Origin of the sequence: Pseudomonas sp. TWR2-1-1 (assembly GCF_049897045.1) — a bacterium.
Lineage (GTDB): Bacteria > Pseudomonadota > Gammaproteobacteria > Pseudomonadales > Pseudomonadaceae > Aquipseudomonas > Aquipseudomonas versuta.
The window spans coordinates 343,911-365,724 of record NZ_JAFCVM010000004.1 but is presented as its reverse complement, the minus strand read 5'-3'; the positions used below and the strand labels follow the sequence as shown (position 1 = coordinate 365,724).

The window sequence follows — 21,814 nt, the reverse complement described above, 5'->3', positions numbered from 1 at the left end:
CGTAAGGTGGGCTGTCTGGCCGATACCTCCTATCGATGATTGGGAATTCTACGGGTGAAATGTGCGCCAGTGGTCGTATTGTCCATTCCTTGAAAGCCATGCTGGTACCTCGAAGGCATAATGTATCTCTTTACCGGTTGCCAGCTAAGCCGCCTTGGGCGCAGTGATACAAAACCAAGGTCCTCAGCGCGGTAATGTTGAATTGAGAGGTGAGAGCTGTATCATCCGCGCAGGTTTGTAAATTTTGGCGATTATCCGGCCTATGCAATTCATAAGAATTCGCATTAATGGGTTTCAGGTATGGTTCTGTAGCCTGAGCAGATACGTTTGAGGCTTGACCATATAGTGGCAAAACGAGCATCGGCAAAGGAACTGTTGACGCTGTGCCGAACTCATAACTGACGTCGTCGACGTTCCGATGCAGACGGGTCGAACTCGTAGCGGTTATTCTATTTAGCCGCTATGGAAAAGAAACAAGCCAGATACGAGTCACTGGCGATTGCACCATACAATGGTAAACGGAAGACCCATTAATGAAATGCCCATGTCCATAACAACCCCCGCAGCAGCCTGCGAAACCAGTACGTCCAAGCCAGGCGACTGGTACTTGGTGCAGTGCAAACCCAGACAAGACGAGCGGGCTGAGGAGAACCTTCAGCGTCAGGGTTATGGCTGCTCGCGCCCATCCTGCCGGCGCGAAAAGCTCGTACGTGGCCAATTGCAATTCACTCAAGAGTCCTTATTTCCGGGCTATCTCTTTATTCATATGCCCCAAGGTGCTAACTGGGCTCCATTGCGCTCAACGCGGGGCGTAGCTCGCATTGTGGCTTTTGGCGGTCGGCCTCTGGCTGTAAGCCATGACCTCATTGTTCAACTGCAAGATCGTGCAAGCACGCACACCATTGCGGCCTACAACCCCGGCGATAAAGTCACCATTCTTGATCAGAGCTTCGCAGGTATTGAGTCCATATTCATGGCAATGGACGGCGAAGAAAGAGTCATTCTGCTCATCAATTTAATGAATCGACAGCAACAGATCAGTTTACCGGTGACGAGTATCGCCAATCGCTAAGTGAAATTTAGGCCTTAGCCTGGACAATGAAGGCAGCCCGTTCTCAGGAAATCGACGATCAATCCTGGGGCGGTAGCGTGTTTTTGAAAAATAAAATTCAAACCTACCACCTGTTAGCGTCATAGGTGGTTTAGCCGAATAGTTAAGGAAGAGCTAGAAACATGACCACCATTAAGCGCAAAGGCATCATTCTTGCTGGCGGTTCAGGCACACGTCTGCACCCGTTGACGTTAGGCGTCTCTAAACAGATGTTGCCTATCTACGATAAACCGATGATTTTCTATCCTCTATCGGTCTTGATGCTGGCGGGCATGCGAGAAATTTTGATCATATCGACCCCTGAAGATCTACCGTGTTTCAAAAAATTGCTGGGTGACGGCAATCGATACGGTATCGAACTGAGTTACGCCGAGCAGCCTAGTCCTGATGGATTGGCGCAAGCATTCATCATAGGTGAAGAGTTTATTGGTGCAGATCCGGTGTGTTTGATTCTCGGCGATAACATTTTTTACGGTCAGCACTTCTCGGATAACTTGCGCTCTGCGATGACCCAAGAGTCAGGTGCAACAGTCTTCGGCTATCACGTATCGGACCCAGAGCGATTTGGTGTGGTTGAGTTCGACACTACTGGCCGCGCGTTGAGTATTGAAGAAAAACCTGCGAAGCCAAAATCTAACTATGCAGTAACGGGTCTATATTTTTACGACAATCATGTTGTTGGAATTGCGAAAAGTATTAAGCCTTCGCCAAGAGGCGAACTAGAGATTACAGATATCAATCGCGCCTATCTTGACCAAAAAAATCTAACTGTTGAAATGTTAGGTCGTGGTTTTGCTTGGTTGGATACAGGAACCCATGAGTCCCTGTTGGAGGCCAGTCATTTTGTGCACACCATCGAGCAACGTCAAGGGTTGAAGGTCGCTTGTTTGGAGGAGATCGCATTTAATCAAGGATGGATCTCGCTTCAAACACTAGATGACCAAGCTCAAAAATTGAAAAAAACAGGTTACGGCCAATACTTACAAAAAATGGTCGATGAGAATAAATACCTATGAGGATGATCAGGACAGAAATACCGGATGTTGTGATCATTGAACCCAATATATATGGCGATAATCGCGGTTGGTTCATGGAAAGTTTCAATGAGAATAAATTCATTGAAGGTTTGAATATGCTGGGTCTGCCAGTTCCTGAGAAATTTGTTCAAGATAATCATTCGTGCTCACACAAAAGTGTTTTGCGGGGTTTGCATTATCAAGCCGCACCTTATGCGCAGGGTAAGTTGGTTCGGGTTGTTCAGGGAAGTGCGTTTGATGTTGCTGTTGATATACGAAGAAGTTCTCCTACTTACTTGAAATGGGTAGGTTTGGAGTTGAGTAGTTCTAACAGACGAATGCTTTGGATTCCCGAGGGTTTCGCTCACGGCTTTTTATCTCTGGAAGATGATACGCACTTTTTGTATAAGACAACTAATTATTTCGATAAAGAGTCAGAGCGTTCCATTAAGTGGGATGATCACGAAATTGATATTGCTTGGCCACAGTTTGATAGTTACAACATCAGTGACAAGGATCAGGAAGCTCCATCAGTTGCAGAGTCATGTTTGAGTTATACCGGTTCTGATGTTTGAATTTATTGCCAACTAAATTATGTGGATTGTATTATGTATCTGTTGAAAGATATAAAACTTGCTGTAATAGGTCTTGGCTACGTAGGTTTGCCGCTAGCGGTAGAGTTTGGCAAACAACGCTCTGTGATTGGCTTTGATATTAATCAGTCGCGTATTGATGCATTGAAAGATGGGCATGACACTACCCTTGAGGTGAGTGATGTCGAGTTGCTGCAGGCTGAATATTTAGACTTCACTGCTGTGTCGAGTGATCTTGTTTCATGTAATACATATATAGTAACAGTTCCTACGCCAATAGATAAATACAATCAGCCAGACTTGACTCCCTTAATAAAAGCTTCGGAGACAATAGGGAAGATTCTTAAAAAAGGTGATATTGTAATTTATGAGTCTACCGTGTACCCAGGTGCGACAGAAGAGGACTGTGTTCCTGTATTGGAAAAAGTATCTGGTCTGAAATTCAACATCGATTTTTACGCAGGTTATAGTCCTGAACGAATAAATCCTGGCGATAAAGAGCACAGGGTGACTACCATAAAAAAAGTGACCTCAGGTTCCACCCCTGAAATTGCCGATCTGGTTGATGCCCTCTACAACCAGATTATTGTTGCCGGAACTCACAAGGCAAGTAGTATTCGTGTGGCAGAGGCTGCAAAAGTAATTGAGAATACACAGCGTGATCTTAATATTGCATTGATTAATGAATTAGCTATTATTTTCAATAAGATGGGAATTGACACTGAGTCTGTATTGGCTGCCGCAGGCACTAAATGGAACTTCTTGCCTTTTCGTCCAGGGCTGGTCGGTGGGCACTGTATTGGAGTAGATCCTTACTACCTAACCCATAAAGCTCAATCTATTGGTTATCATCCGGAAATTATTTTAGCGGGGCGTCGCTTGAATGATGGAATGGGGGCTTATGTAGTTTCGCAGCTTATCAAGGCAATGCTGAAAGAACGAATTCATGTCGATGGAGCTCGTGTGTTGATTATGGGATTGGCCTTTAAAGAAAACTGTCCAGATCTGCGTAATACACGGATTGTAGATATCGTGAGAGAGTTAGCTGAGTATAATATAAATGTGGATGTTTATGATCCATGGGTAAGCAAGGCTGAGGCAGAGCATGAATATGGTATAAAACCTATATCGGATCCTGAAGAACGTACTTATGATGGGATCGTACTAGCTGTGGCGCACAATGAGTTTCGAGCCTTGGGAGCTGCAAGTATACGGAGTTTCGGAAAGCCTCAACATATATTGTATGACTTGAAATACTTACTTAGTCGTGACGAGTCAGATATTCGCCTGTAAATATTATTTTTGCGAGTTTTTTAGTTCATATTGTAGGTGTTTTAATGTCGGCTTATCAGTGCGTGTTGGAAAAACTTCAGAAAAACCCTAAAACCTGGTTGATTACGGGGGTGGCCGGGTTTATTGGTTCTAATCTCCTAGAAACGTTACTTAAGTTAGATCAAAATGTTGTAGGGCTTGATAATTTTGCAACAGGCCATCAGCGGAATCTCGACGAAGTGAAAACATTTGTTTCCGCGAGTCAATGGTCTTGTTTTAAATTTATTAGCGGTGATATAAGAAATCTGGATGATTGCAGACAAGCTTCTGGCGGCGTGGATTATGTACTGCACCAAGCCGCTTTGGGATCCGTGCCACGTTCGCTTAATGACCCGATCACAACTAATGGGACCAATATTGACGGTTTTTTGAATATGTTGGTCGCAGCAAGAGATGCGAATGTTGATAGCTTTACCTACGCAGCCAGTAGCTCGACGTACGGAGATCATCCAGGTCTTCCTAAGGTTGAGGATATTATAGGTAAACCGCTGTCACCTTATGCAGTGACCAAGTATGTGAACGAATTGTATGCTGAGGTTTTTGCACGTTGCTACAATTTTAATACGATAGGGTTACGATACTTTAATGTATTTGGTAAGCGGCAGGATCCAGAAGGAGCCTACGCGGCAGTGATTCCGAAGTGGGTAGCTGCCATGGTAAGGGGTGATGAAATACTGATAAATGGAGATGGTACGACTAGTCGAGATTTTTGCTTCATCGAAAATACAATTCAGGCGAACATTCTAGCTGCTGTAAGCGACTCTTCTGCACGAAATCAAGTTTACAATATTGCTGTAGGCGGTCGTACGAATCTCAATGATTTATTTAGTACAATAAAAGTGTGTTTGGAGGATAACGGCTCTCAATATACTAAATCACCCGTGTATCGGGACTTTAGAGCTGGTGATGTCCTTCATTCTCAGGCGGATATTTCAAAAGCCAAGCAATTGTTAAACTATGCACCTGAATTTGACTTTAATAGTGGTATTAAAGCAGCAATACCGTGGTATCTGAATTACTTGTGAAATGCTTCATGGTTGACAGAAGAAATTTTGCCGCGATCGGGAGTCTTCTTGTGCACTCAATAATCTTTGAAATGAACTTGTAAGTATTGAACTTAAGTGGTGGGTGTACAGTGCACGCTAGAAACATTTTCTGGAATCTTCTTGGGTTGGGATTACCGCTCCTAATTGCTGCCTTCACTATTCCCAACTTAATTTCGCGGATTGGCACGGAAAGGTTTGGGTTTCTTGCGTTAGCCTGGGGGTTGATCGGGTATGCCGGAGCTCTTGATTTAGGTGTAGGCAGAGCAGTGACTCAACGTATTGCAGCAATTAGAGGCAATCCTCTTGAAAGCGATATTCCAGATGTGATTGCAAGTGCTGTAAGAATCACAGCGACAATAGGCATCGCGGGGCTAGTCGTCATTTCTCTAGGGGGGATTTTCGGAGGATACGATTTAATCCCAAGAACGGTTGTCGGAAGAGGCGAAGTGCTGTTGTCCATACTCTTGTTGGCAGTTGCAATCCCTATGCAGGCAATCAGTGCAACCTATCGAGGTGTAAACGAAGCCTATCTAAATTTTAAAAATATAAATTTCCTGCGTGTTTTTTTAGGCGCTGCAAACTTTGGCGGGCCTTTTATAATAGCGCTCTATACCGATCAGCTTTACTGGTTGATTGCGACGTTGGTTATTTCTCGAGCGCTGGCATTAGTAGCTTATAGACAATTTGCCTATAGATGTCTTCCGAAGAAACTCATGGTAGATAAAGGCCACTTCAAAATGGATCAGGCTAAAAAACTCCTGGAGTTTGGTGGTTGGGTAACATTAAGTAGTGTAATAAGCCCTTTTCTAGTGCAGGCTGACAGATTTTTTGTTGGAGCCCTTATTTCTGCAGCCGCAGTAACGCTTTACGTCATTCCTTATGAAATTACTGTTCAGTCAATGATTCTCGTAGGTGCTGTAACTACTGTCGCATTTCCTGTTGTATCTAATCTTATATTTTCCGATAAGGTTTTAGCGTACCAGGTCTTTAACACTTGGCTTGTCAGAATAGTATGCATTATGTTTGTTGTCATGAGTGTGCTAGCATTTTTGATGCCTTTTATTCTTGAGTTATGGGTCAAGAAGTATGTTTCACAAGAGTCAGTCATGGTAGGACGTATTTTATGCGTAGGTGTTTTCTTTAATGCTATTGGAGCAATGTATTATTCTTACCTGCATGCGCACGGGCGAACAAAAATAACCGCATTGTTCCATCTTTTCGAACTGCCTATTTTTGTAGGTATGCTCTATGTACTAATATCAAGGTTTGGCGTAGAAGGGGCTGCTCTTGCATGGAGTGCTCGTGTATTGCTTGATGCTGCACTTTTGATGTTCGCCTCTAAACTGTTGATGCGAGAAAAGTAGATGAATCCTATCCTGAGTGTTTTTATATGTGGGGTGGAATCTTGATTGCAAATAGTACTACTAATTATTATGTATTTTTTCTTTTGGGTATGTTGCTTCTGAGTTTTAGCAGTGCCCCAGAGTCTGGTGGGGTAGTGACCTTCGGTGCACCTTTCCTATTGATCGCGATTTTTTTGTTTGTACCTGTTTTCATAGAGAATTTAAGAACGTTGCATTGGACTTTTTTATTATGGCCAACTTTGTTTATATTCATAATTTTTTTGACGTGTTTCATTGCTGCTGATCCCGTTGCATCATTGGTGAGAGCAAGTGCAAATCTCGTAGGTTTTTTTCTATACCTAGGAATTATAGCAGCATGCATGAGAACCACTATGTCAGTAGAGTCAGTAGGGCGTGTATTGTTACTGTCAGGTTTTGTATTGTCGGTCTACTTTGTTGGGAACTTACTATACAGTTCACTTCTGTACGGTTTTCAAAATGTCATATTAGAGAGGTATGTGGGGGGCGCTATGTCCTTGCCCTGGGGCGCCAGTAACACGATTGCGCAAGTTTTGCTACTGTCCGTGGCGTCCTATTTGGTTGTGGATAATAAATCGCGGTTTGATAAAGTAATGCTAGGGGTTATTTGCTTAGGCATCTTATTTACTTTTTCAAGGTCTGTTATTGCTTTATTAGGCTGTATGCTCCTTGTTATTTTTGGTGTCAGGTATGTGATCTCTATTTTGCTTTTAGGGGCTACTGCTCTCATAGGATATATATCTTATTTTAGTAGTGGTTCAGAAGAGTACAACACGTTCCTGTCTTCTCGGCTAAGCGTCGAGAATATTGAAAGCGGTAATGGTCGTATAGATACCGTATTAGAGAAAATCAATTATTTCTGGGCTCATCCTTTTGAGCCGATAGGTTATTATTCCTCGGTTTATGATTTTACATTGTCTGCACATAACTATTGGATTACTACTCTGGTCGAACAGTCGCTCATTGGCGTATTTGTCTCTCTGTTGTTTTTTCTTACTATTGGCCGTATGGCTTATAGAACATCTATCAGCGTATTTTTTGCTTTTCTGATTGTCATGATGGGGCTAATGGTTGAAGATCCGAATTTTGTGCAGCCTTATATAATTAGCATTTGGGTGTATTTCGCATTAATAGTCTCATCTGGCTTGGAGCGAGATGGAAGAAAAGGATTGAGTAATGCTTGAAGTCGTTGATGTGGTTGTTGTTAATTGGAACTCTGGCGTTCAGCTTGCTGATTGCATTAGGTCGCTTGAAGCGAATGCGCTACAAAATATTGGAAAAATAATTATCGTTGACAATGGTTCAACAGACAGTTCAGCAGAGGGTTTTGAACTGTCTGATAAAGTTAAGGTTATACGTGCTGGAGTCAATTTAGGTTTTGGCAAAGCCTGTAATCTGGGAGCCAGTAGTTGCACAAGTGATTTCATTCTGTTTCTCAACCCTGATGCTTTTGTTTATAAAGATACGATCCATAGCGCATTGAGCTTCATGTGCCATCCGGATAACCAGAAAATTGGCGTGTGCGGTGTCCAGCTTCGTGATGAAAATGATCATGTGGCAAGAAGTTGTACACGATTGCCCACTGCTAATGGCCTTTTGGTACATGCGGTGGGCCTCGACCGATTCTTTCCGAAGTTAGGGCATTTCATGAGTGAGTGGGACCATAGTGAAAGCCGTTTGGTTGATCATGTGATTGGCGCTTTTTATTTAATTAGGCGGTCTTTATTTGAGGATCTTTGTGGCTTTGATGAGCGTTTTTTTGTATATCTTGAGGATCTGGACCTTTCTAATAGGGTCAAGGCCCGAGGTTGGAATATCCAATATTTGGCTAACGTTCGTGCTTTTCATAAAGGAGGAGGTACCTCGGACAAGGTAAAAGCAAAAAGGTTGTTTTATTCACTTCGAAGCAGAGTGATTTATGCTTTTAAGCATTTTAGTAGAGTAGATGCTGTGCTTGTCTTGTTTGCAACTCTGTTAGTTGAGCCTTTTTGTCGAATTGCTAAAGCATTATTGAGTCGATCTTTTTCTGCCGTCAGTGAAACGCTTACAGCATATGGGTATCTGTCTATTTGGCTTATGAAGCGGTTGTTTACGAAGTCATAGAGTCGAGCGGTGGTAGTGTTTCATGGGTTTATAAGTTTAGGCATTTATGAAAATATTGTTGCTTTCTAAATATTCCAGAATCGGCGCGAGTAGCCGCTTGCGGGCGCTGCAGTTTTACCCGTATCTTAAGGATAACGGGCATGAAGTTGTAATAGAGTGTTTGTTCGATGATGAGTATCTGCACCGACTTTATAAGGACGGAACGAGATCGTTGGGTTTAACACTTAAGTTATACTTTGCAAGGTTCCTTGTATTGCTACGTGTCCGTAACTACGATGTGGTGTGGATAGAAAAAGAAATATTTCCATATGTGCCCGCTTTAGCAGAACGAATTCTCAGCGCTTTAAAAATCCCCTATGTTGTAGATTATGATGATGCTATATTTCATAATTATGACTTGTCTGCAAGCTATGTTGTACGAAAGACGTTGTCTCGTAAGATTGACGTTGTCATGAAAAAATCTAGTTGCGTAGTTGCTGGTAATAAATATTTGGCAAGTCGCGCTGTTCGTGCTGGAGCTGCTAACGTGGTTGTGGTCCCTACGGTCGTCGATAGTTCACGGTATAAAAGACGGTTAGAAAACGCATCGGGAAAATTTACGATCGGCTGGATCGGTTCGCCATCGACCCAGAAATATGTTGTTGGTATTAAAGAAGCATTAATTAACGTCAGTAAATTGTTTGACTTGCGGCTGGTGTTAATGGGGGCGACTCCGGATGTTGTTTTTGAATTCCAAGGAATGGATGTTGAAACTATGGCATGGACAGAGGATGGCGAAAGCGCTTTTATTCAAGGGATTGATGTCGGGATTATGCCTTTAGAAGACGGGCCTTGGGAAAAAGGAAAGTGTGGATATAAGCTGATTCAGTATATGGCCTGCAGCGTCCCGGTTATAGCAACTCCGGTGGGGGTTAATATAGAAATCGTATCTGAAAGCAAATGTGGTTTTTTGGCGTCTGATATAAAGGAGTGGGAGTTTAAATTGAGCTCACTGTTAGGCGATAAAGCATTAAGGAGCGAGTTCGGTAGGGCCGGTCGTGAAGCTGTAGATAGTATTTATTCGTTGGCGGTTCAAGCTCCACGTGTGGTCAAGGCACTAGAAGATGCCACTTTTACTTAGTTAGAGTTGCAACTGGACGCTAATATACGGGTAGCTATATAACTTTACGGTTGTTTTTGCTGGGGTGGGCTTTTAATGTGCGGTTTCAGTGGCGTATTCAACAATTCTCGCGGTTCAGAGTTAGATACAATTATCCAAAAGATGAACAATTCAATCGTTCATCGCGGCCCTGATGACTCCGGCGTTTGGGTAGATTCAGCTATGAAGTTGGCGTTGGGGCATCGACGGCTGGCGATTGTCGATCTTACGAGTGCAGGCCATCAACCGATGCTTTCCAGTTGCAATCGTTATGTCATCGTCTTTAATGGCGAAATTTACAATTACGGTGAGTTACGCCAAGCGCTAGAAGATGAGGGTGTAGCTCCTGTGTGGAAAGGACATTCCGACACCGAGATTCTTCTGTCGTGTCTAGCTACATGGGGTGTTGAGCGAACGCTACAGGCATCGGTCGGTATGTTTGCGTTTGCTCTTTGGGATAGGCTTGAGCAAGTGCTTACCCTGGCAAGAGACAGAGTCGGGGAAAAGCCACTCTACTGGGGGTGGCAGGATGACATGTTATTGTTCGGGTCTGAGCTAAAAGTAATCAAGGCCTGTGCTGAATTTAAAGGAAATATTGATCGTAATGCACTGGCGTTATTGCTAAGGCATAATTGTATTCCTGCCCCGTACAGTATATATAAAGGTATTCAGAAGCTACGCCCTGGACATTTTATTTCGTTACCTTTGACCGATGTAGACGCTGCAAAGAAAAAAATCTCTTGCCCCTACTGGTCTGTAGATGATGCAGTAGCTCGAGGTTTAGCAAACCCCTTCAGAGGCACCCCTGAAGAAGCAACGGATGCGATTGAGGCGCAGCTGTCGAAAAGTATTGGTCAGCAAATGCTGGCTGACGTCCCATTAGGCGCTTTTTTAAGTGGTGGCGTTGATAGCAGTGCCGTCGTTGCACTTATGCAGGCTCAGAGTACTAAACCGATTCGTACCTTCACTATTGGTTTTGATGAAAGTGGCTTCGATGAGGCCGTCTATGCCAAGAAAGTAGCTCAACATCTAGGAACTGACCATACAGAACTTTATGTTAAACCTTCAGATGCACTTGATGTCATACCTAAATTGGCATCAATCTACTGTGAACCTTTTAGCGACAGTTCTCAAATACCGACGTACCTAGTTAGTCAGATGGCCAAAGAGCAGGTGTCAGTGGTTTTGAGTGGTGACGGTGGGGACGAGATTTTCGGTGGTTATAATCGGTATTTATCTGCCAAAAAAGTCTGGTCTAGAATGCAATACTTGCCTCATTTTGCTCGTAAATTTATTTCGGGTTCAATGCATTCGTTATCTCCGAGCGCATGGGATGATGTTTTCTCGTTTTTTAAACCTGTTGTTCCACAACGTATGCACTTGGTCGGTGCAGGCGATAAAGTGCATAAGCTGGCAGATGTATTGGCCTTGTCGGATGGGAAGGCATTTTATCATCGTTTGAATAGTCACTGGGAGGATCCAGCCAGTGTTGTTATTGGTAGCGAGGAGCCTCAGACACTGTTTACTGACTCCTCAAAATGGCCTGAAACTGATTCCTTTGAACACTGGATGATGGCGATGGATACTCAGACGTATATGACGGATGATATTTTGGTTAAAGTCGACCGCGCATCGATGGCTGCCAGTTTAGAATCTCGCGTACCCATGCTGGATCATCGTATGATTGAACTGGCGTGGAGAATGCCACTCGATTTTAAAATTAAAGATGGTCAGGGCAAGTGGTTGTTGCGTCAGGTTTTATATCGTCATGTACCTAAAGAGCTTATTGAGCGACCGAAGCAAGGGTTTGGAATTCCATTGGACAGTTGGTTGCGTGGTCCATTACGGGAGTGGGCTGAATCGTTACTCGATGAGCGCCGTCTACGTGATGAAGGATATTTTCACCCCCAATTAATTAGAAAAAAATGGCAAGAGCATTTGAGTGGCCGTCGCAACTGGCAGCATCATTTGTGGGACATATTGATGTTTCAGGCCTGGTTAAGTGAGCAGTGAAATTATGAGATTTTTATTGATCGCCGGCTACGCTGACTCAGTTATTAATTTTAGAGGGCCACTGCTTAAAGCTATACAAAAAATGGGCATTGAAGTTCATGTCGCAGCACCAGACCTAGAACAAGGCAGTCCAGTCCGACAGAGACTAGAGGCATGTGGTTTTCGCGTACACAATGTGCCATTGCAACGGGTTGGAATGAATCCATTAGCCGACATCCGATCACTATTTCATCTTTGGCGCTTGATGAAACTTGTTGGTCCAGACTATGTGCTTGGCTATACAGTTAAACCGGTTATCTATGGCCTCTTGGCTGCTCGATTGGCTCGAGTACCTCGGCGTTATGCCCTCATCACCGGCTTGGGTTATGCTTTTCAAGGGCAGGGTGATGCACATGGATCTCGTAAGTACCTTCTTCTGTTGGTGAAAAAACTATATGCACTAGCACTCTCTGGTGCGCATAAAGTTTTTTTTCAAAATCCTGATGATCAAAAACTGTTCAACAGCATGAAACTCCTAGATTCATCTGCCAAATCTATGGTTGTGAATGGCTCGGGGGTAGACGTTACAAGTTTCTCAGTGGCTGTACTACCACCAAAACTATGCTTTTTGATGATTGCAAGATTCCTTGGTGATAAAGGAATTCGAGAGTATGCAGATGCTGCGCGAAGAGTAAAAGCTATTCATCCCAATGTTACATTTAGCCTTGTAGGTTGGATAGATGACAATCCTGACGCTATAAAAAATGAAGAGCTCGATAAATGGGTCGCAGAAGGAATTATTGAGTATCAGGGACGACTCTCTGATGTCAGGCCTTCGATCATGGACTGCAGTGTTTACGTATTACCATCCTACAGGGAGGGTACGCCACGCACAGTATTAGAAGCCATGTCTATGGGAAGGGCAATTATTACTACTGATGCTCCGGGTTGTCGCGAAACTGTAACTCATGGCGTTAACGGCTTCTTGGTTCCTATTAAAAATGTCGAGTCGCTTGTTAGTTCGATGTTGTATTATGTAGAGAATCCCGTACAACTAACTATTATGGGTGCTGCCTCGCGGGCCATAGCTGAAGATAAATATGATGTGCATAAGGTTAATGCGGTTATGGTTAATGAAATGTTTGTGTAGTTTTTTAGTTTTCTTTTTATGAGTCTCATATTTTATGTTGAAGCGTATTTTCGATATTTTGTGTTCGCTGTTTGGTTTGCTTTTGCTTTCACCATTGCTATTTATTCTGTATTGGCAAATACGTCATAAGTTAGGCCGTCCAGTATTGTTTCGGCAAGTTCGACCTGGCTTTCATGGCGAGCCCTTTGAAATGATAAAGTTCCGTACTATGCGCGATGCATTAGATCGTGATGGTAATCTTCTCCCTGACAGTGAACGCATGACACCTTTCGGTGCTTTTCTACGTTCTACCAGTCTGGATGAACTGCCTGGCCTTTGGAATGTGCTGAAAGGCGATATGAGTATAGTGGGGCCTAGGCCTCTGCTTATGGAGTATCTGCCCCTTTACAATAGTGAGCAAAATCGTCGTCATAACGTCAAGCCAGGAATAACAGGTTGGGCGCAAGTTAATGGCCGGAATGCAATTAGTTGGTCCCAGAAATTTCAGTATGATATTTGGTATGTCGATAATCAATCAATATGGCTCGATTTGAAGATTATCGCGTTAACTGTAAAAAAAGTATTCATACGGGAAGGTATTAGCGCTGCTGGCGAAGCAACAATGTCCAAATTTTTAGGTGATAATCCCATCAAAAAGCTAGCGATTTTTGGGGCTGGGGGTCATGCAAAGGTAGTTGCGGATACCGCAGAGTGTTGTGGTTGGGGCAGTATTGAAGTTTTTGACGATAACTGGCCATCTGAACAGTTAGTTCACCATCTGTCCATTGTAGGTGATACCAACATGTTGTTGGCCCGTTTGCAGGAGTTCGATGGTGTAATTGTGGCGATTGGTAATAATGAAGTGCGTCACACTAAACTATGTGAGCTAGCCAATGCAGGTGCACTGCTGACTTCTTTGATTCATCCGCAAGCGACTATTAGTCGATATGCGTCTGTCGGGACTGGTGTGGTTGCTTTTGCTGGAGTGGTGGTCAATACCGGAGCTTCGATTGGCTTCGGAGCTATTCTTAATACCGGTTGCAGCATCGATCACGATTGTGTTTTGGATGAATGTGTTCATGTTAGTCCTGGCGCTAGGCTTGCCGGAGCAGTACGTGTCGGCCGCCTGAGCTGGATCGGTATTGGTGCGAGCGTAAGGCAGTCTATAAATATCGGCTGTAATGTCAACGTTGGTGCTGGTGCCGCGGTTGTAAATGACATAGACCACTCAATGACTGTTGTAGGTGTACCTGCCAGAGACTTGGGGAGATGAATAATACTTCCTATACGTGCATACTTTTTTAACTTTTAATCGTGGGTACTGAATTGTGTTGAATACAGCTTTTTCTCCTTGGCCTTCCTTCACAGTAGAAGAGGCTGACGCTGTCCGCGATGTCATATTATCCAACAAGGTCAACTACTGGACCGGTCAAGAAACACGCGCCTTTGAAAAAGAATTCGCAGCTTGGTCAGGCACTGAATATGCAGTTGCCTTGGCCAACGGCACTGTAGCCTTGGACCTGGCATTGAAAGCGCTTGGTATCGGTGCTGGAGATGAGGTGATTGTTACCTCTCGTACCTTCCTTGCTTCGGTTTCAAGCATCGTCAATGCCGGTGCAGTGCCGGTTTTCGCAGATGTCGATCTGGACTCGCAAAACTTTACAGCTGAAACCATCAGTGCGGTTTTGACTCCACGTACCAAAGCGCTTATCTGCGTTCATTTGGCCGGATGGCCATGTGATATGGATCCAATCATGGCGTTAGCCAATGAACATGGCCTGAAAGTCATAGAAGACTGTGCGCAGGCCCATGGAGCCCATTACAAAGGTCGCCCGGTTGGTTCTATCGGCCATGTCGGTGCCTGGTCATTCTGTCAGGACAAAATCATGACCACTGGCGGCGAAGGAGGCATGGTTACCACTAATGATCGCCAGCTTTGGGCTGATATGTGGGCTTACAAAGACCACGGCAAGAGTTGGGAGGCTGTTTATGAGCGAGAGCATGCTCCAGGCTTCCGTTGGCTGCATGAAAGTTTTGGCACGAACTGGCGCATGCTCGAAGTACAGGCCGTTATTGGCCGTATTCAGTTGCGCCGCATGCAGGACTGGCAAGCGACTCGTCTGAAAAATGCTATGCGTATTTGGGACGCTGCTCGGCAATTGCCGGCACTTCGGGTTCCGATGCTGCCCGCGGAGGACGTTCATGCTGCCTATAAATGCTATGTGTTTGTACGTCCCCAGGATTTGAAGGCTGATTGGTCTCGGGATCGTATTCTTAATGAAATGGTGTCCAGAGGCGTTCCTGCTTTTTCCGGTTCGTGCTCTGAAGTTTATCTTGAGAAGGCTTTTGACAATACTGGCTGGCGTCCTGAACAGCGCCTTGAGCATGCAAAACAACTGGGTGAGACGAGTATGATGTTTTTGGTCCACCCAACCCTGACCGAACAGGAGGTCAGCTTGACCTGTAAGGTCTTGAGTGAAGTTGTTGAGAAAGCATCAATGACGTGAGGTTTATCCTTGCAATTTATGCTGCGGAGAAATGAGCAATGAGCAGTAGAGTGTTGATGGTTTTTTTGTGCGGCATAGGTGTTTAAAGGGTTATGGATAAAATTCGAGCGTACTTACTCAACCTTTCACGTCGACAAAAGCGAATTATTCAAGTGGCCACAGACGTAGTTCTCGTCTGGCTGGCTTTATGGCTCGCTTTTGTCGTACGTCTGGGCATGGACGATATGGTTAACCCGGTCAAGTTACACCTGTGGTTATTTGTCTGTGCCCCCCTGATTGCCATCCCTTTGTTTATCCGCTTCGGAATGTACCGTGCGGTGATGCGCTATTTCGGCAACGATGCGCTGATCGCAATCGTCAAGGCCGTCAGCCTTTCTTCATTGATCCTGGCGGTAGTGGTGTACTGGTACAGCAATCATGAAAATGTTGTGCCGCGCTCGATTATTTTTAACTACTGGTGGTTGAGTCTGATCATGCTGGGCGGTTTGCGCCTGGTCATGCGGCAATACTTCCTGGGTGACTGGTTCTCTGCTGCTCAGCATGTACCTTTCACCAGCAGGGACGATGGTTTGCCTCGCGTTGCTATTTACGGTGCCGGCGCAGCGGGTAATCAACTTGTCGCCGCCTTGCGTATGGGCAGAATCATGCGGCCGGTAGCTTTCATTGATGATGATGAAAGTATTGCTGATCGTGTTATCTCCGGTTTGCAGGTGTTCAAGCCTGAAAACATGCAACAGATGATTGACCGCACAGGTGCACAAGAGCTCTTGTTGGCAATCCCGTCTTCGTCACGCGGTCGGCGTCGTGAAATTCTGGGTCTGCTTGAAGGCTTTCCGCTTCATGTGCGTAGCGTTCCAGGTTTCATGGATCTGGCCAGCGGCAGGGTCAAGGTCGACGATATTCAGGAAGTGGATATTGCCGATTTGCTGGGGAGGGACGCAGTGCCTGCCCAGGGTGAGTTGCTGGAGCACTGCATCAAAGGGCAGTGCGTATTGGTGACTGGGGCGGGCGGTTCTATTGGTTCGGAGCTTTGCCGGCAGATCCTGGCACTTCGGCCAACGACGTTGCTGCTTTTTGAGCACAGCGAATTCAACCTTTACAGCATTTGTTCCGAGCTTGAGCAGCGAGTTATTCGTGAGTCCCTTTCGGTGAAGGTATTACCGATTTTGGGTTCGGTGCGTAATGCGCAGAAGTTGCTGGAGGTGATGAAGACCTGGCATGTGGACACCGTGTATCACGCAGCCGCGTACAAGCATGTGCCGATGGTTGAACACAACATTGCTGAAGGTGTTTTGAACAATGTTATTGGCACCCTGAATACTGCTCAGGCGGCTTTGCAGGCTGGTGTCGCTAACTTTGTGCTGATTTCCACTGACAAGGCCGTTCGGCCGACCAATGTGATGGGTAGCACCAAGCGTTTGGCTGAAATGACGCTTCAGGCGCTCAGCCGGGAAGTGGCTCCGGTTCTCTTTGGCGACAAGGCTAATGTTTCACGGGTTAATAAAACCCGGTTCACTATGGTTCGCTTTGGCAATGTACTGGGTTCTTCGGGGTCGGTGATTCCGTTGTTCCACAAACAGATCAAAACCGGGGGGCCACTGACGGTGACTCATCCCAAGATCACCCGCTACTTCATGACTATCCCGGAGGCTGCACAGCTGGTGATTCAGGCCGGTTCCATGGGGTTGGGCGGGGATGTGTTTGTACTCGACATGGGCGAGCCAGTACGTATCGTCGAGCTTGCCGAAAAAATGATTCACCTTTCCGGCCTCAGTGTTCGTTCCGAGAAGAATCTGCACGGCGATATCGAGATCGAGTTTACGGGCCTGCGCCCCGGGGAAAAGCTTTACGAAGAGTTGCTGATTGGTGACAACGTAGTAGCGACCCGGCACCCGATGATCATGAGTGCCAATGAAGATTTGTTGCCTTGGGATGAGCTTAAGCAGCGGTTGACGCAACTGCTTGAGGCGGTAGATCAGGACGACTATCCGCGGGTACGGCAGCTATTGCGCGACACGGTAAGTGGTTACGCCCCCGAGGGCGAAATTGTTGATTGGATCCACCAACAGCGACGTGCCGAGCCGTTGTGATTACATACCCTGCAACGCACTGAATTTTGACACTCCCCACTCATCACCTAGGTTTGAAGTACAGCTCAGGAAAGCTGTTTCTACTTAACGATGTAAAGGAGTGTCACTAATGCGTATCACCTTTCTGTCTTCGATGTTTTTGGCCCTGATGGTGGGTATTTCCGGCGTGGCTCATGCTGCGCCCCAGGCGGAGGTGCCCAAGCCGGCTGTAAGTGCGCATGCAGAGCCAGAAGCACAGCTGGTAACGGTCAACCTCAATACTGCCGATGAGGCGACTCTTCAGCGTGAACTCTCTGGCATTGGGGCTGCCAAAGCCAAGGCGATAGTGGCTTACCGTGAAGCTAACGGGAACTTCGCTTCGGCCGATGAGCTTCTGGAAGTGAACGGGATAGGCAAAGCCATTTATGACAAGAATCGCGACAGGGTCGCGGTTAACTAAGTCAGACACAAGAAGAGGCCAGTCATTGACTGGCCTTTTTGCGTCAGGTGCTTAAGTTTTATCGTTCGATTGCTTCAATGCGTTTCGCGTTACAGACAGGATCTTTTCTCTTAGTGCATCACTTTCTGCGCCTCGAGACAGAACCAGCGCCCCAACCAGAGTTGCAAATATCACGATGCTCTGTTCCTGAGCGTCAGGCTCCTGGAGGGTGGCCTCAATCTGTTTAAGTCTGGCGTTGATTACATAGTCGGTGGTTGCGCTGGGACACCCTTGTTGGGCCACCTCAGCGGACATTGTCGGGATCGGACAGCCTTCATGCGGCGACGTGACGTGCCATTCAGATAAATACGTGTCGATGAAGGCATTGAGCGGCTGCGGTTGGCTGAAGAGTTCGTCACAGAGGGTGTCCACTTCCCCGGCCGCATGCTGCAGGGCTTTTTCTACCAGCTCAGTTTTGGAGGAAAAATGAGCATAAAAGCCACCGTGGGTGAGGCCCAGCGATTTCATGAGGGGCTGCAGCCCCGTCGCACCAATCCCGTCTCGCCGGAAGAGCCCTGAGGCTTCCTCAATGATGCGCTTGTGGGTTTGGGCTTTATGACCTTGTGAGTACCGCATGGCTGCTGTCTCTTATGCAATTAAGCATCATGGCCTTGAGTGTCAGGGAGATGCACAGGCGTTCCACTGTAGGGCAAGTCGGTACCGGGCGTCGAGAACCCAGTCTATGGACTGGGTAAGAAACGTCGGGCTGTTTCAGCCGTCTTTCGAATCCTTCGCATCCATCTCTGCGTTACGTTCCGCGACACGTTTGCGCTGTTCATCGGTCAGTTCAACTTTGTTGGCCGTTTCACGTAATGTCATGAGTGCGCCGACGATGGCGCCGATGGCAACGATCAGAATTAACCAGGCATACCAGGGCATAGTGCTCTCCTTGTTGAGTAAACGCTGTGCAAGGCGTTCGCAAAGCGTGTTGCAGTCTGTCCATTTGAGTCCAGGACTGCACAGTGGTTTCATTGTAGGCCGGTTAATTCGATGCGGGTCTTATAACTGTTCAGTTGACTAAAATTGTGAAATTACGATCATCGGGTGCCGGTGGGCGGCTGGTTCCGCTACAATGCGCGCCGATTTCGACCAGCCTGAGAACCCGCTAATGTCCGACTGCCAGACTCCTATTATCGTCGCCCTGGATTTCCCAACGCGTGACGCCGCACTGAAACTGGCTGATCAGTTGGACCCAAAGCTGTGCCGGGTGAAAGTGGGCAAAGAGCTGTTTACCAGCTGTGCTGCGGAAATTGTCGGCACTTTGCGCGACAAAGGTTTTGAGGTGTTCCTGGATCTCAAATTCCACGATATTCCCAATACCACGGCAATGGCAGTCAAAGCCGCCGCCGAGATGGGCGTGTGGATGGTAAACGTTCATTGCTCCGGCGGGCTGCGCATGATGGCCGCGTGCCGTGAAGTGCTCGACAAACGCACAGGTCCGCAACCGTTGCTGATCGGCGTGACGGTGTTGACCAGCATGGAGCGCGAAGACCTTGCAGGGATTGGCCTGGATATTGAACCTCAAGAGCAGGTTTTGCGTCTGGCGGCTCTGGCGGAAAAAGCCGGAATGGATGGTCTGGTTTGCTCGGCCCTGGAAGCACAAGCACTGAAGGCTGCGCATCCAAGCCTGCAACTGGTGACCCCGGGTATTCGTCCTGCGGGGAGTGCACTGGATGATCAGCGTCGAATCCTGACTCCGCGTCAGGCCCTGGAGGCTGGTTCGGACTATCTGGTAATTGGCCGTCCCATCAGCCAGGCTGCTGACCCGGCCAAGGCTTTGGCTGCGGTGGTCGCCGAGTTGGCTTAACTGCCAAAGTAGTTCAGGTTCTGTGACAGCCAGGGTGCTCGCGATGCAATTCCGGACACCCCGGCTGTCACAGTAGAACTTTACAACTCTGGCGCGGCTTAAACCTTCAATATCAACTTGCCGAAGTTTTCCCCGCTGAACAGTTTCATCAGGGTTTCGGGAAATGTTTCCAGCCCTTCAACAATATGTTCCTTGCTTTTGAGTTGGCCTTTGGCCAGCCATCCCGCCATTTCTTGCCCTGCCGCTGTATAGCGGTCGGCATAGTCCATCACCACAAAGCCCTCCATCCGTGCGCGATTCACCAGTAGCGACAGATAGTTAGCCGGCCCTTTTACGGCCTCCTTGTTGTTGTACTGGCTGATGGCGCCACAAATCACCACTCGGGCCTTGAAGTTCAGGCGGCTCAGCACCGCATCCAGAATATCGCCGCCCACGTTATCGAAAAACACATCAACACCTTTAGGGCATTCGCGCTTAAGGCCTGCGATAACGTCTTCGCTCTTGTAGTCGATTGCTCCGTCGAAGCCCAACTCTTCGATCAGTAACTTGCATTTGTGTTCGCCCCCCGCAATACCCACTACGCGGCAGCCTTTGAGCTTGGCGATTTGCCCGGCAATGCTGCCGACGGCACCAGCGGCGCCAGAAATCACTACTGTGTCACCCGCTTTAGGCGCGCCTACTTCGAGTAAGGCAAAGTAGGCGGTCATCCCGGTCATACCCAGTGCGGATAAATACACCGGTAAAGGTGCGAGTTTCGGATCGACTTTATAGAAACCCCGTGGTTCGCCTACAAAGTAATCCTGCACGCCCAGTGCGCCATTCACATAGTCACCGACTGCAAAGCCGGGATGTTCAGAGGCAATGACCTGGCCGACACCCAGGGCGCGCATCACTTCGCCCAGACCTACCGGCGCAATATAGGATTTGCCTTCGTTCATCCAGCCGCGCATGGCCGGATCGAGCGACAGATATTGATTCTTGACCACTATCTGGCCTTTGCCCGGTTTGGCCACAGGCACTTGCTGAAACGTAAAGGTGTCGCGTGTTGCGGCGCCGACGGGGCGTTTGGCGAGAAGAAACTGGCGGTTGGTCTCGGCGGTCATGGTATGCACTCAGCTAAAAGACAAAGTCTGTTGATAGCCCTTCCTGGTTGGGACAGCAAGCGAATGTCGGCTCACGAATGGTTTTTCATCACCTTGGGTGATGGTGGTGGGCGCAGATTTATCATTTCGATAAATAAGGGGCTGGTCTTTATGTGCGTTAGCTCGTGCCTAAACTGTGCAGAGTTCCTTTTCGAGGATAAAAATAATGAGCATGAGATTTTCCGGAAAAGTCGTGGTGGTCACCGGGGCAGGGGCTGGAATCGGCCGGGCTACCGCGCTGGCTTTTGCCGCTGAGGGCTTGAAAGTGGTCGTAGCCGATCTGGATGTTTCAGGCGGTGAAGGCACCGTTGAGCTCATCAGAGCCGCGGGTGGCACGGCCGTGTTCGTACCCTGCAATGTGACCCTCGAAGCGGATGTTAAGCAGTTGATGGCGCAGACAATCAGCACTTACGGGCGGTTGGACTATGCCTTCAATAATGCCGGGATAGAGATTGAACACGGGCGTCTGGCGGACGGTACACAGGATGAGTTTGACGCAATCATGGGGGTTAACGTAAAAGGCGTCTGGCTATGTATGAAATATCAGTTGCCGTTGCTGTTGGCCCAGGGCGGCGGTGCAATCGTCAATACCGCGTCCGTAGCCGGCCTTGGTGCAGCGCCGAAAATGAGTATTTATTCGGCATCCAAGCATGCGGTGATTGGTTTGACCAAGTCAGCGGCCATTGAGTATGCAAAAAAAGGGATTCGGGTGAATGCGGTGTGCCCGGCAGTTATTGATACCGATATGTTTCGCCGTGCCTATGAAGCTGATCCGAAGAAGGCCGAATATGCCGCAGCCATTCATCCGGTGGGCCGTATAGGCAAAGTGGAAGAGGTGGCCAGTGCAGTTCTGTATCTGTGTTCTGACGATGCCGCGTTTACGACGGGCCATGCCTTGGCCGTGGATGGCGGGGCATTGGCGATCTGATCCAGCGCAACCCAATCCTG

20 protein-coding genes and 1 pseudogene are annotated in these 21,814 nt (G+C 47.1%); 18 read left to right on the top strand and 3 right to left on the bottom strand.

Going from position 1 to position 21,814, the window contains the following annotated elements; genetic code table 11:
• Nucleotides 1-544: 544 nt before the first annotated feature.
• The 16 genes and pseudogenes from rfaH to ACP7BO_RS12785 all read left to right on the top strand — a co-directional run bounded on the left by rfaH (nt 545) and on the right by ACP7BO_RS12785 (nt 17,878).
• Nucleotides 545-1,072: a transcription/translation regulatory transformer protein RfaH gene (gene rfaH, locus ACP7BO_RS12860; protein WP_397456217.1), complete on the top strand. Its 528-nt coding sequence runs from the start codon at nt 545-547 to the stop codon at nt 1,070-1,072.
• A 161-nt stretch (nt 1,073-1,233) separates the two neighbouring features.
• Nucleotides 1,234-2,127 carry a glucose-1-phosphate thymidylyltransferase RfbA gene (gene rfbA, locus ACP7BO_RS12855; protein ID WP_426210773.1) on the top strand — a complete coding sequence of 298 codons (894 nt, stop codon included), beginning with the start codon at nt 1,234-1,236 and terminating at the stop codon, nt 2,125-2,127.
• Nucleotides 2,124-2,702: a dTDP-4-dehydrorhamnose 3,5-epimerase gene (gene rfbC, locus ACP7BO_RS12850; RefSeq protein WP_426210771.1), complete on the top strand. Its 579-nt coding sequence runs from the start codon at nt 2,124-2,126 to the stop codon at nt 2,700-2,702. Before rfbA ends, rfbC begins: the two co-directional genes overlap by 4 nt.
• A gap of 33 nt (nt 2,703-2,735) precedes the next feature.
• Nucleotides 2,736-4,013 (top strand): Vi polysaccharide biosynthesis UDP-N-acetylglucosamine C-6 dehydrogenase TviB, encoded by a 1,278-nt coding sequence (gene tviB / locus ACP7BO_RS12845; protein WP_426210769.1) that lies wholly within the window; start codon nt 2,736-2,738, stop codon nt 4,011-4,013.
• Between the two features lie 44 nt (nt 4,014-4,057).
• Nucleotides 4,058-5,077 carry an NAD-dependent epimerase/dehydratase family protein gene (locus ACP7BO_RS12840; RefSeq protein ID WP_426210767.1) on the top strand — a complete coding sequence of 340 codons (1,020 nt, stop codon included), beginning with the start codon at nt 4,058-4,060 and terminating at the stop codon, nt 5,075-5,077.
• 110 nt (nt 5,078-5,187) lie between these two features.
• Nucleotides 5,188-6,462 (top strand): flippase, encoded by a 1,275-nt coding sequence (locus ACP7BO_RS12835; RefSeq protein ID WP_426210765.1) that lies wholly within the window; start codon nt 5,188-5,190, stop codon nt 6,460-6,462.
• Nucleotides 6,463-6,503: 41 nt separating this feature from the next.
• Nucleotides 6,504-7,664, top strand: a complete 1,161-nt coding sequence (locus ACP7BO_RS12830) for a hypothetical protein (protein ID WP_426210763.1) — start codon at nt 6,504-6,506, stop codon at nt 7,662-7,664.
• Nucleotides 7,657-8,583, top strand: coding sequence for a glycosyltransferase family 2 protein (locus ACP7BO_RS12825; protein WP_426210761.1), 927 nt, complete (start codon nt 7,657-7,659; stop codon nt 8,581-8,583). The genes ACP7BO_RS12830 and ACP7BO_RS12825 overlap by 8 nt, the downstream gene beginning before the upstream one ends.
• A 46-nt stretch (nt 8,584-8,629) precedes the next feature.
• Nucleotides 8,630-9,703: a glycosyltransferase family 4 protein gene (locus ACP7BO_RS12820; protein ID WP_426210759.1), complete on the top strand. Its 1,074-nt coding sequence runs from the start codon at nt 8,630-8,632 to the stop codon at nt 9,701-9,703.
• 75 nt (nt 9,704-9,778) lie between these two features.
• Nucleotides 9,779-11,734: an asparagine synthase (glutamine-hydrolyzing) gene (gene asnB, locus ACP7BO_RS12815; protein ID WP_426210757.1), complete on the top strand. Its 1,956-nt coding sequence runs from the start codon at nt 9,779-9,781 to the stop codon at nt 11,732-11,734.
• Complete coding sequence (locus tag ACP7BO_RS12810; protein WP_426210755.1) at nt 11,724-12,863, top strand: glycosyltransferase family 4 protein; 1,140 nt, start codon at nt 11,724-11,726, stop codon at nt 12,861-12,863. The genes asnB and ACP7BO_RS12810 overlap by 11 nt, the downstream gene beginning before the upstream one ends.
• A gap of 34 nt (nt 12,864-12,897) precedes the next feature.
• Nucleotides 12,898-13,482: pseudogene (locus ACP7BO_RS12805) on the top strand (sugar transferase); the annotation flags it as partial.
• A complete protein-coding gene (locus ACP7BO_RS12800) occupies nt 13,465-14,115 on the top strand; it encodes an acetyltransferase (RefSeq protein ID WP_426210940.1) in 651 nt (216 codons plus the stop codon). The pseudogene ACP7BO_RS12805 and the gene ACP7BO_RS12800, both read left to right, overlap by 18 nt.
• A gap of 55 nt (nt 14,116-14,170) precedes the next feature.
• On the top strand, nt 14,171-15,349 hold the full coding sequence (locus ACP7BO_RS12795; RefSeq protein ID WP_426210753.1) for a DegT/DnrJ/EryC1/StrS family aminotransferase: 1,179 nt from the start codon (nt 14,171-14,173) through the stop codon (nt 15,347-15,349).
• Between the two features lie 92 nt (nt 15,350-15,441).
• A complete protein-coding gene (locus ACP7BO_RS12790; RefSeq protein WP_426210751.1) occupies nt 15,442-17,439 on the top strand; it encodes a polysaccharide biosynthesis protein in 1,998 nt (665 codons plus the stop codon).
• Between the two features lie 109 nt (nt 17,440-17,548).
• On the top strand, nt 17,549-17,878 hold the full coding sequence (locus ACP7BO_RS12785; RefSeq protein WP_060691416.1) for a ComEA family DNA-binding protein: 330 nt from the start codon (nt 17,549-17,551) through the stop codon (nt 17,876-17,878).
• A 51-nt stretch (nt 17,879-17,929) separates the two neighbouring features.
• Here the strand turns inward: ACP7BO_RS12785 and ACP7BO_RS12780 are convergent, their stop codons facing one another.
• Nucleotides 17,930-18,493 carry a TetR/AcrR family transcriptional regulator gene (locus ACP7BO_RS12780; protein ID WP_397456221.1) on the bottom strand — a complete coding sequence of 188 codons (564 nt, stop codon included), beginning with the start codon at nt 18,491-18,493 and terminating at the stop codon, nt 17,930-17,932.
• Between the two features lie 135 nt (nt 18,494-18,628).
• Nucleotides 18,629-18,796, bottom strand: a complete 168-nt coding sequence (locus ACP7BO_RS12775) for a DUF2897 family protein (RefSeq protein WP_073508995.1) — start codon at nt 18,794-18,796, stop codon at nt 18,629-18,631.
• 229 nt (nt 18,797-19,025) lie between these two features.
• Here ACP7BO_RS12775 and pyrF point away from each other — a divergent pair, with 229 nt between their 5' ends.
• Complete coding sequence (pyrF, locus tag ACP7BO_RS12770; RefSeq protein ID WP_162232800.1) at nt 19,026-19,724, top strand: orotidine-5'-phosphate decarboxylase; 699 nt, start codon at nt 19,026-19,028, stop codon at nt 19,722-19,724.
• Nucleotides 19,725-19,822: 98 nt separating this feature from the next.
• Here the strand turns inward: pyrF and ACP7BO_RS12765 are convergent, their stop codons facing one another.
• Nucleotides 19,823-20,827, bottom strand: coding sequence for an NADP-dependent oxidoreductase (locus ACP7BO_RS12765; RefSeq protein ID WP_426210748.1), 1,005 nt, complete (start codon nt 20,825-20,827; stop codon nt 19,823-19,825).
• A gap of 205 nt (nt 20,828-21,032) precedes the next feature.
• Between ACP7BO_RS12765 and ACP7BO_RS12760 the strand changes: the two genes are divergently transcribed.
• Entirely contained in the window at nt 21,033-21,794 is a 762-nt protein-coding gene (locus tag ACP7BO_RS12760) for an SDR family oxidoreductase (RefSeq protein ID WP_397456225.1), read from the top strand.
• Nucleotides 21,795-21,814 lie beyond the last annotated feature (20 nt).

Excerpts from the sequence above, each read along its gene's own strand:
- rfaH (WP_397456217.1), top strand. The coding sequence starts at position 545 with ATGTCCATAACAACCCCCGCAGCAGCCTGCGAAACCAGTACGTCCAAG.
- rfbA (WP_426210773.1), top strand. The coding sequence starts at position 1,234 with ATGACCACCATTAAGCGCAAAGGCATCATTCTTGCTGGCGGTTCAGGC.
- rfbC (WP_426210771.1), top strand. The coding sequence starts at position 2,124 with ATGAGGATGATCAGGACAGAAATACCGGATGTTGTGATCATTGAACCC.
- tviB (WP_426210769.1), top strand. The coding sequence starts at position 2,736 with ATGTATCTGTTGAAAGATATAAAACTTGCTGTAATAGGTCTTGGCTAC.
- ACP7BO_RS12840 (WP_426210767.1), top strand. The coding sequence starts at position 4,058 with ATGTCGGCTTATCAGTGCGTGTTGGAAAAACTTCAGAAAAACCCTAAA.
- ACP7BO_RS12825 (WP_426210761.1), top strand. The coding sequence starts at position 7,657 with ATGCTTGAAGTCGTTGATGTGGTTGTTGTTAATTGGAACTCTGGCGTT.
- ACP7BO_RS12820 (WP_426210759.1), top strand. The coding sequence starts at position 8,630 with ATGAAAATATTGTTGCTTTCTAAATATTCCAGAATCGGCGCGAGTAGC.
- asnB (WP_426210757.1), top strand. The coding sequence starts at position 9,779 with ATGTGCGGTTTCAGTGGCGTATTCAACAATTCTCGCGGTTCAGAGTTA.
- ACP7BO_RS12800 (WP_426210940.1), top strand. The coding sequence starts at position 13,465 with ATGTCCAAATTTTTAGGTGATAATCCCATCAAAAAGCTAGCGATTTTT.
- ACP7BO_RS12790 (WP_426210751.1), top strand. The coding sequence starts at position 15,442 with ATGGATAAAATTCGAGCGTACTTACTCAACCTTTCACGTCGACAAAAG.
- ACP7BO_RS12785 (WP_060691416.1), top strand. The coding sequence starts at position 17,549 with ATGCGTATCACCTTTCTGTCTTCGATGTTTTTGGCCCTGATGGTGGGT.
- ACP7BO_RS12780 (WP_397456221.1), bottom strand. The coding sequence starts at position 18,493 with ATGCGGTACTCACAAGGTCATAAAGCCCAAACCCACAAGCGCATCATT.
- ACP7BO_RS12775 (WP_073508995.1), bottom strand. The coding sequence starts at position 18,796 with ATGCCCTGGTATGCCTGGTTAATTCTGATCGTTGCCATCGGCGCCATC.
- pyrF (WP_162232800.1), top strand. The coding sequence starts at position 19,026 with ATGTCCGACTGCCAGACTCCTATTATCGTCGCCCTGGATTTCCCAACG.
- ACP7BO_RS12765 (WP_426210748.1), bottom strand. The coding sequence starts at position 20,827 with ATGACCGCCGAGACCAACCGCCAGTTTCTTCTCGCCAAACGCCCCGTC.
- ACP7BO_RS12760 (WP_397456225.1), top strand. The coding sequence starts at position 21,033 with ATGAGCATGAGATTTTCCGGAAAAGTCGTGGTGGTCACCGGGGCAGGG.